Annotated in this window: 6 protein-coding genes; 2 read left to right on the top strand and 4 right to left on the bottom strand. The window is 66.8% G+C overall.

All coding sequences use genetic code 11. From position 1 onward, the window contains the following. The first annotated feature begins 255 nt into the window (after nt 1-255). Nucleotides 256-2,943 carry a pyruvate dehydrogenase (acetyl-transferring), homodimeric type gene (gene aceE, locus ACFYXB_RS30785; protein WP_389587854.1) on the top strand — a complete coding sequence of 896 codons (2,688 nt, stop codon included), beginning with the start codon at nt 256-258 and terminating at the stop codon, nt 2,941-2,943. A gap of 571 nt (nt 2,944-3,514) precedes the next feature. Further along, nucleotides 3,515-3,973 carry an Ohr family peroxiredoxin gene (locus ACFYXB_RS30790; protein ID WP_389587867.1) on the top strand — a complete coding sequence of 153 codons (459 nt, stop codon included), beginning with the start codon at nt 3,515-3,517 and terminating at the stop codon, nt 3,971-3,973. A gap of 457 nt (nt 3,974-4,430) precedes the next feature. Here the strand turns inward: ACFYXB_RS30790 and ACFYXB_RS30795 are convergent, their stop codons facing one another. The 4 genes from ACFYXB_RS30795 to ACFYXB_RS30810 form a co-directional block, all read right to left on the bottom strand. Next, complete coding sequence (locus tag ACFYXB_RS30795; RefSeq protein WP_351360492.1) at nt 4,431-5,273, bottom strand: alpha/beta hydrolase; 843 nt, start codon at nt 5,271-5,273, stop codon at nt 4,431-4,433. Nucleotides 5,274-5,426: 153 nt separating this feature from the next. Next, nucleotides 5,427-6,377 (bottom strand): alpha/beta hydrolase, encoded by a 951-nt coding sequence (locus tag ACFYXB_RS30800; RefSeq protein ID WP_351360495.1) that lies wholly within the window; start codon nt 6,375-6,377, stop codon nt 5,427-5,429. A gap of 226 nt (nt 6,378-6,603) precedes the next feature. After that, nucleotides 6,604-8,229, bottom strand: a complete 1,626-nt coding sequence (locus ACFYXB_RS30805) for a cytochrome bc complex cytochrome b subunit (protein ID WP_389587857.1) — start codon at nt 8,227-8,229, stop codon at nt 6,604-6,606. A 123-nt stretch (nt 8,230-8,352) separates the two neighbouring features. Further along, a complete protein-coding gene (locus tag ACFYXB_RS30810; protein WP_389587859.1) occupies nt 8,353-8,622 on the bottom strand; it encodes a WhiB family transcriptional regulator in 270 nt (89 codons plus the stop codon). Nucleotides 8,623-8,798 lie beyond the last annotated feature (176 nt).

Below are 8,798 nucleotides of genomic sequence, written 5' to 3' on the forward strand. Positions count from 1 at the left end.
TCGGGCGGCCGCGGCGTTCGCGGCGCACGAAGGGTGCGGTGCGACAGCGCGTTGCCGTCCTCGCGCGCCCAGCGGAAGCGTCGGCACCCGGGGCGGGCACAGCAGTGGTGGCGAGGGCCGAGGAAACAGTGTCACAACGACAGCGTCACCACGGTCGTACACCATGAACGGCCGACTTCGCCGTCACGACGACACCAGCAGGGTCACCGACCCATGGAGGGTACGGGACCGCACGCCTTGAACAGGAAGGCCGCCATGAGTGATCCGGCTCGGCCCGCAGAGTCCTCCGCACCGAGTGAACTCGACCAACTGCCCGACCCTGACGCCGAGGAGACCGCGGAATGGCAGGCATCACTTGACGCCGTCATCAGGAACGCGGGGCCGGAACGGGCGGTGTACCTGCTGCGACGGGTGCACGAGTACGCGGCCGGCTCCGGGATCGTCCTTCCTCCGCTCCTTTCCTCGGACTACATCAACACCGTCGCGGCGTCCGCCCAGCCGGTCTTTCCCGGCGACATCGCCATGGAATCCCGTATCACCGCTCTGAACAGGTGGAACGCGGCGGCGATGGTGACGCGTGGCTCCCGCCTGGGCCTCGGCGGACATATCTCCACCTACGCCTCGGCGGCATGGCTCTACGAGATCGGATTCAACCACTTCTTCCAGGGGAAGGACCGGGACGGTTCCGGCGATCAGCTGTACCTGCAGGGGCACGCGTCGCCGGGCATCTATGCGCGGGTGTTCCTCGAAGGACGGTTGCGCGAGGAGCAGCTGGACGGCTTCCGCCGTGAGGCCGGCGGCCACGGACTGCCGTCCTACCCGCATCCCAGGCGCCTGCCGTGGCTGTGGGAGTTCCCGACCGTTTCCATGGGTCTCGGTCCCCTCGCAGCCATCTACCAGGCCAGGTTCAACCGTTATCTGCACGACCGCGGCATCAAGGACACCTCGGGATCCCGTGTCTGGGCGTTCCTCGGGGACGGGGAGATGGACGAGCCCGAATCGACAGCCGCGCTGGCGCTCGCCGCCCGTGAGGGTCTCGACAACCTCACCTTCGTCGTCAACTGCAACCTGCAGCGCCTGGACGGTCCCGTACGGTCAAATTCAAAGATCGTTCAGGAACTCGAGGCCCGATTCCGCGGAGCAGGCTGGCACGTGGTGAAGTCTCTGTGGGGCGAGGCCTGGGACCCCGTGCTGCGGCAGGACACCGGCGGCGCTCTGGTCCGCCGCCTCGGTGAGGTGCCCGACGGCCAGATGCAGACGTACGCGGCTCGGGACGCGGCCTACATCCGCAAGCACTTCTTCACCGGCGACCAGCTCTCCGTCATCGCCGCGGGCCTGGACGACTCCCAGCTCACCGATCTGTTCGGGAACTCGCGCGGCGGGCACGAACCGCTGAAGGTCTACGCCGCCTACCGGGCCGCGGTCGAGCACCGGGGGCAGCCGACCGTCGTCCTCGCCCAGACGGTGAAGGGACACGCGCTGGGGCCGGACTTCGAGTCGCGCAACGCCAACCACCAGATGAAGAAGCTGACCATGGAACAGTTCCGTCAGATGCGGGACGTGCTGGAACTGCCCATACCGGACAGTGCCCTCAGCGGGGACCTGGTGCCGTACTGGCACCCCGGTGAGGATTCGCCCGAGGTGCAGTACCTGCACGACCGACGTACTGCCCTGGGAGGGCCCGCTCCGGTACGCACCGTTGTCGTCAAGCCACTGAAGCAGCCGCCGTCGCGCCCCTTCGAAACCCTGCGGAAGGGTTTCGGCAAGCAGGAGGTCGCCACGACCATGGCGCTCGTGCGTCTGGTCAAGGACCTGATGCGCGACGAGGAGACGGGGCAGCGCTGGGTGCCGATCATCCCCGACGAAGCCCGTACGTTCGGTATGGAGTCCCTCTTCCCGACGGCCGGAATCTACTCGCCGCAGGGGCAGACGTACGAACCGGTCGACGCGGATCAGCTGCTCCACTACCGAGAGGCCAGGAACGGCCAGCTCATCGACGAAGGCATCACCGAGGCCGGTTCCATGGCCGAGTTCACCGCTGCGGCGACCTCGTACGCCACGCACGGCGAACCCATGATCCCCTTCTACATCTTCTACGCCATGTTCGGGTTCCAGCGAACCGGTGACCAGTTCTGGGCACTCGCGGATCAGATGGGGCGCGGGTTCGTCATCGGGGCGACGGCCGGTCGTACGACGATGACGGGCGAGGGTCTGCAGCACGCCGACGGGCATTCTCATCTCCTGGCATCCACCAATCCGGCAGCGGTGAGCTACGACCCCGCGTTCGCCTACGAGATCGCGGTGATCGTCAGGGAAGGTCTGCGGCGCATGTACGGCGAGCAGCCGGAGGACGTCTTCTACTACCTGACTGTCTACAACGAGCCGAAGCAGCAGCCGCCGATGCCCTCCGGGCCGTTGGTGGAAGAGGGAATCCTGCGGGGCATGTACCGGTTCCGGCGGGCGGAGTCCCCCGATGCCGGGCCCCGGATCCAGTTGCTGGCTTCCGGTACAGCGATCCACTGGGCTCTGGACGCGCAGGAACTGCTCGAGTCCCAGTGGGGAGTGCAGGCCGACGTCTGGTCGGTGACCTCCTGGACGGAACTGCGCCGTGATGCGTTGAGCGTCGACCGGGCGCGGCTGCGCGGCGAGGAGCGCGTCCCGTATGTGGCCCGCGCGCTGTCGGATGCCGAAGGACCGGTCCTGGCCGTCAGCGACTGGATGCGGCAGGTGCCCGACCAGATCAGCCAGTGGGTCGAGCAGCACTACTCGTCCCTGGGGACGGACGGCTTCGGTCTGTCGGACACCCGGGACGCGGCGCGCCGCTATTTCCGCGTGGACGCCGAGTCGATCGTCGTGGCGGCCCTGGACCAGCTGGCACGAACAGGAGCGGTCCGCCCGGAGACGGTCGCACAGGCCCGCGAGCGCTACGGCCGGCAGAGCTGAGCCGGTCCCACAGATTGCTGCCAGTGACACCTGCCGGCTGAAGCAGGCCGGCGAGGCCGAGGCAGACGAACTCCCGCCGGAGGCCTCCACCGACAAGGTGGAGGCCAGGTCCCTCTCCCGCCGCCGGAGTACTGCTGGAGCTCGCCGGCGGCGGGGTGCGCGGCGCCCCGAAGATTCTGGTCATCGGACGATCGCGCGTCTCCAGGTACGTCGGTGCCTTTCGCCCCGCTTCTGGCCGCCGGCCGGGATTCGGCGGATCCGGGCCGATGGACGACGTGTCACAAGAGGAGTGACTTGCCGGTCAACCGGTTATCCGGAACGAAGATTTCTCCATTACTTCAAGGACACACGACGTGACGATGGTCATGATCATGAGCGGCGCACTGCCCCCTGTCTGCGGACGGGTGTACGGTCCTACCCGCCGGGCGAGAACCCGTGCACACACTGAGCCCGCACGCCCCTCCGTGTTGCCCGCTCTCGGCGTGCTGCCGGGGACGTACCGAAGCGGATGCCACGACGTCGGAGTCATGCTGTGACCGAGCAGTTCCGGTTGCCCAATCTGTCCACCGACATGGACTTCGACGGGGCGTCCTTCTCCACGATCTACTCCACGACCGTGACCGTCAGCGGCGGTGCGGCCGCGCACGGGCGAGCCTCGGGGCTGGCCCAGTCGGCCGACGGGGTCCTGAACCTGAGCCTGCGCATGCCTGCCGAACTCGGCGGCGACGGCCAGGGAACCAACCCCGAGCAGCTGTTCGCCGCCGGCTTCGCGGCGTGCTTCCACGGGGCCCTCAGCCTGGTGGCGCGGCAGGAAGCACTCGATCCTGCCGCGATCTCCGTGGACGCGACCGTGGCCTTCGGACGGGATCCGGCAGACGGTGGCTATCTGCTGCGTGTCGACCTCGTGGTCAACTGGCCAGGTGCCGCGCCGGAGGTCGCCGCTCCCCTGTTGGAGAAGGCCGACGCACTGTGCCCCTACGCCAAGATGGCCTGGAAGGGAACGCCGACAACCATCAGGTTGGCTCCCTGAACGGTACAGGAGGCCTTTATTTCTCTCCGGGCGCGGCCGGCGGCCGCGGTATCACTGGTTCTCGTCACCGGGAAGTACGAGGCCGTAGACCTCCCTCCTGCCTTCCCTGACAGCATGGCGGCCGAGTTTCGGTCGGAGGGTGTCCTGCACCGCACGATGGACCGCCCCCGGGCGAGCGAGCAGCGCGCGCGGGTAGGTGCGGGGATCACCCATCGCCCTGTGGTACCGGCTCCACAACGTGTGTGTGGAGCACCCGTGGTGCGTGGCCGCGGCGCGCTCCAGGCCGTCGGGGCCTATCCGGACGATGCGTCGCTCTTCGCCCGCCGCCGGAGCGAACGGGCTGCGAGCGAAGAAGCGGTCGGCCGCCCACCCAGTGGACGGATCAGGTTCGCGGGCCGGCGGCCGAGCGTGAGGGCGAGGTGGCAAAAGAGCCCCCCCGCCCCTCGGTGCCGGTCGGTCAGCGGGTCGATCGCGCCGCGTCCTCGATGATCCGGGCGACGGCGTCGGGGCGGGAGACGCTCACGGCGTGCGATGCCCGGACTTGCACCGTGTGAGCTTCGGCGCGTTCGGCCATGAAGGTCTGGAGCTTGCTGGGGATGTTGCGGTCCTCCGTGGCCACCAGGACCCAGGACGGGATGGTCTTCCAGGCGGGCTCGGAGGCGCCCTCTTCCAGTGCGGCACTGGTCACGGGCCGCTGGGTGACCGCCATGAGGTCGGTGGTGTTCTCCGGGACATCCGCGGCGAACTGGTCGTGGAACTTGGACTCTTCGATGTAGAGATCCGTGCCCTGGGAGCCGTCGGGCAGGGTGATCGGGACGGGGAGCAGGGCTTCGCCGAGCGTGCTGCCGGGGAACTTGCCGGCGAGCTCAGTGGCGCTCTCACCCTTCTCGGGCAGGAACGCGGCGATGTAGACCAGCGCCTTGACGTGGTCCGCGCCGACCGCGGCGTCGCTGATGACCGCACCACCGTAGGAGTGGCCGACCAGTACGACGGGCCCGTCGATGTCGGCCAGGATGTGCTTGAGGTAGGCGGCGTCGCTGCTGAGTCCGCGCAGCGGATTGGCCGCGGCCACCACCGGGAAGCCCTCGTCCATCAGCCTCTTCACAACACCCTTCCAGCTGCTCGAATCGGCGAAGGCTCCGTGGACGAGGACCACGGTCGGCATACGGCTCTGCGAGGAGGAACCCTTGCCGGCACTCGCCGGGGCGACCGTGGCGGCAAGGAGAGCCGCGGCAACGGTCAGCGTGGCCGTGAGGACGAGCGGAGTGCGGGCACGTCGGTAGAAAGAACGACGGTTCATGACAGGCCTTTCGAAGGTGTGTGTGTCCAGCCGTGTCCGCATGCGCGGACAGGCGTGGTGTGGGGCAGCGCACTGCCGCACACCGAACTCAGGTGGGTGGAGAGCAGGGGGCCGTGGACGGCAGCGGCTGCGCGCCGAGCCGCCGGACGTGCGTCAGACTGTGCGCAGGGCGGTACGCAGCGTGTGAACGGCCTGCTGCATCGCCGCAGTTGCGGCCTGCGTGGGCCGGACGGCGTTCAGCATCATGAAGTCGTGCAGGATGCCGTTGATGCGGATGCTGGTGGTGGGCACACCGGCTTGGGTCAGCTTGCGGGCGTAGGCCTCGCCCTCGTCCCGGAGCACGTCGTTCTCGTCGACGATGACGAGGGCGGGCGGCAGCCCTTCCAGGTCCTGCAGACTGGCCCGCAGCGGCGACGCGGTGATCTCGGCCCGCTGGACGAGGTCGGTGGTGTAGCAGTCCCAGAACCAGGCCATGCCCTTCGCGGTCAGATACGGCCCGTCCGCGAAATCCCGGTAGCTCTCGGTGTCCTGGGCGGCGTCCGTGACCGGGTAGTAGAGCGACTGGTGCACGAAGGTCACGTCGCCGCGCCGCTTGGCCAGGATGGCCAGCGCCGCGGTCATGTTCCCGCCGACGGAGTCACCGGCCACGGCCATACGAGAGGCGTCCAGGCCCTCCTGGGCACCGTTCGCCGTGACCCACCGCGCCGTCGCGTACGCCTGCTCGATGGCGACCGGGTACTTGGCCTCGGGAGAACGGTCGTACTCGACGAACACGACAGCGGCGTCCACGCCCACGGCCAGCTCACGCACCAGACGGTCATGAGTGCCGGAATTCCCCAGCACCCAGCCACCGCCGTGCACGTAGAGAACGACCGGCAGCATGCCCCGGGCATCGACGGGCTTGACGATACGAACCCGGACATCGCCGACTTCGGCGGGTACCGTGATCCACTTGTCCTGCACGTCGGGCTTCTCGACGGGCGCCGCCTGCAGGTCGTCCAGGACCTTCCGCGCATCCTCCGGACCGAGCTCGTACAGGAAAGGCGGATTGGCCGTGGCATCCGCGATCTTCTGCGCGGCAGGCTCAAGAACGTGATGGTTCATGAATTTGCTCCTTTCTAGCGGGCCTGCATGCTGCTTTCACCCTTATGACAGGCCCTCCATCGAATGTGTGACGTAAATCCATGACAACCCTTATTCCGCCCTTGCCGCCTGTAAGAGGGCACTGCGGGCTATCGTCGGCTGAAATATCACTGGTAGCTCGGCGGAATCAATCGAGGGAAAGAGACCGGTCCAGGCGCGAATTCGCGTCCTGGACCGGGGGGTTGTGTCACCGTCCGTGCCGGCTGGTGATCTCCTCGTACTCCCACATGGTGGGCTTGGGGATCTGGGCTCCCGCACCGTAGAAGCGGCGGCTGAGCCGTGCTCGCAGCCGCGGGGCCGGAGTGGGTCTGCTCCCCGCGTTGTCCTCGCTTCCCGCGGGGACGGCGGTGAGGGGTGTGTACTGCTCGTGCCCGGTGAGGATGTGCAGCCGTTCCTGACCGAGGAGTTCGTGCACCTCGACGAACCCCCCGTTCGGCAGTCGTTCGACGATGCCGGTCTCGCGGCCGTGCAGCACCAAGTCGCGGTCGCTGCGCTGGAGGCCGAGGGCCCACCGCTTCGTCACGGTGTAGACGACAACGGGCACGGCGAACAGACCGATGCGGACCGCCCACGTCACGTCGTTGACGGAGACGTGCAGTCGAGTGGCGATCAGATCGTTCGCCGCTCCGAGCAGTGCCACGCAGTAGACACTCAGCCATGCGCTACCAAGAGCCATGCGCACCGGCCGGTTGCGTGGTCTGTCGAGGAGGTTCTGGTCGCGGTCGTCGCCGGTCACCCAGGACTCGACGAAGGGATACGCGCCCAACGCGAGGAAGAAGCCGACACCGGCCGCGAGCGGGATCAGGTTGTCGAGCGCGAGAGTGTGGCCCCAGGCGCTGATCTCCCAGCCGGGCATGACGCGCAGCATGCCGTCGGCCACGCCCATGTACCAGTCGGGCTGAGATCCGGCTGAGACCTGATCGGGACGATAGGGGCCGTAATTCCAGACGGGGTTGATCTGCGCGATCGACGCGATAAACAAGATGACCCCGGCTACGAGGAAAAAGTATCCGGCCGCTTTCACGGCGTGCACCTGACGCGGTGTCCCGACGATGTTCTTGTTCGTGCGTCCGGGCCCGGGATACTGCATGTGCCCGTGCCGGCGGTACAGGACCACGTGCCAGACGATCAGGGCCACCATGGCACCGGGGATCACCAGTACATGGATCGCATTGAATCGCGCCACCAGATCATCGCCCGGGAATTCCCCGCCGAAGAGGAACATCGACAGATAGGTGCCTACGACGGGCACCGAGAGGATCGTTCCGTTGACCACCGCCAGCCCGGTGCCGGAAAGGAGATCGTCCGGCAGGTCGTATCCGGTCAGCCCTCCGAACATACCGAGGATCAACAGCAGGAAGCCGAAAACCCAGTTGAGCTCGCGCGGCTTGCGGTAGGCCCCTGTGAAGAACACTCGCATCATATGCACGATCATGCCGGCGACGAAGATCAGTGCCGCCCAGTGGTGGGCCTGCCGCATCAGCAGGCCGCCACGGACATCGAAGGATATGTGCATGGTCGAATTGAATGCTTCCGACACCATCTGGCCCTGCAGAGGAACATAGCTTCCGTGGTAGTGGACCTGCTCCGACGAGGGATGGAAATAGAAAGTCAGGTACACGCCCGTGATGACGAGGACGACGAAGCTGTAGAGGCAGATCTCCCCCAGCATGAAGGACCAGTGGTCCGGAAAGGCCCTTCGTATCAAGGTCTTCGCTGTGCCACGGCGGCCCAGTCTGATGTCGAGCCAATCGATGACCTTTTCGCCTCTACGGCCTTCCTCCGAACCGGTTGACTGACTCTCGTTCTCCATGTCTCACCATTCATTCCTGAAACAGGATCCGTGAACTGCTGTCATCTTTATGACCAGTCAGCCCATGAAGGTGTGACATGCCGAAACGCCGGAATGGTACCTGTCAGAAAGTCGCCGTGCCCGTCACGCCGCTGGTGCCGTCGCCTTCTGGGACTCACGCATCAGGCGTGCTTTCATGACGCGGCGTTCCTGTTCTGTGGTGCCGCCCCAAACTCCCTCCACGGGATCGACCTCGATGGCCCACTGCAGGCACTCCCGCATCACAGGGCAACGCCGACACACGGCCTTCGCCCCGTCCGTCTGGATCAGCGTCGGACCGCTGCTGCTGTTCCCCACGGGAAAGAACAGGTCCGGGTCCGCGCCCCAGCAGATCGCCCTTTCACGCCAGTCCACGGAAACCTCCTCGTCGAAGATCTCTTTCTTGATGTCGTACGGAACACTTCTCAGGCGCCGGATGCCTCGGTGTGGCGAGAGCTAGTGCTCTGACCGGGAAGGTTCGCCGGATTGGCGGTTGCGGCGGTTGGATGTGTGGTGACATGCGATCCGACTGTCGGGGGGTGTGGTGGCTG

The organism is Streptomyces sp. NPDC002619 (assembly GCF_042889305.1).
GTDB lineage: Bacteria > Actinomycetota > Actinomycetes > Streptomycetales > Streptomycetaceae > Streptomyces.

Bases quoted from the DNA above. Each gene is read 5' to 3' on its own strand.
- aceE (WP_389587854.1), top strand. From the start codon at position 256: ATGAGTGATCCGGCTCGGCCCGCAGAGTCCTCCGCACCGAGTGAACTC.
- ACFYXB_RS30790 (WP_389587867.1), top strand. From the start codon at position 3,515: ATGGACTTCGACGGGGCGTCCTTCTCCACGATCTACTCCACGACCGTG.
- ACFYXB_RS30795 (WP_351360492.1), bottom strand. From the start codon at position 5,273: ATGAACCGTCGTTCTTTCTACCGACGTGCCCGCACTCCGCTCGTCCTC.
- ACFYXB_RS30800 (WP_351360495.1), bottom strand. From the start codon at position 6,377: ATGAACCATCACGTTCTTGAGCCTGCCGCGCAGAAGATCGCGGATGCC.
- ACFYXB_RS30805 (WP_389587857.1), bottom strand. From the start codon at position 8,229: ATGGAGAACGAGAGTCAGTCAACCGGTTCGGAGGAAGGCCGTAGAGGC.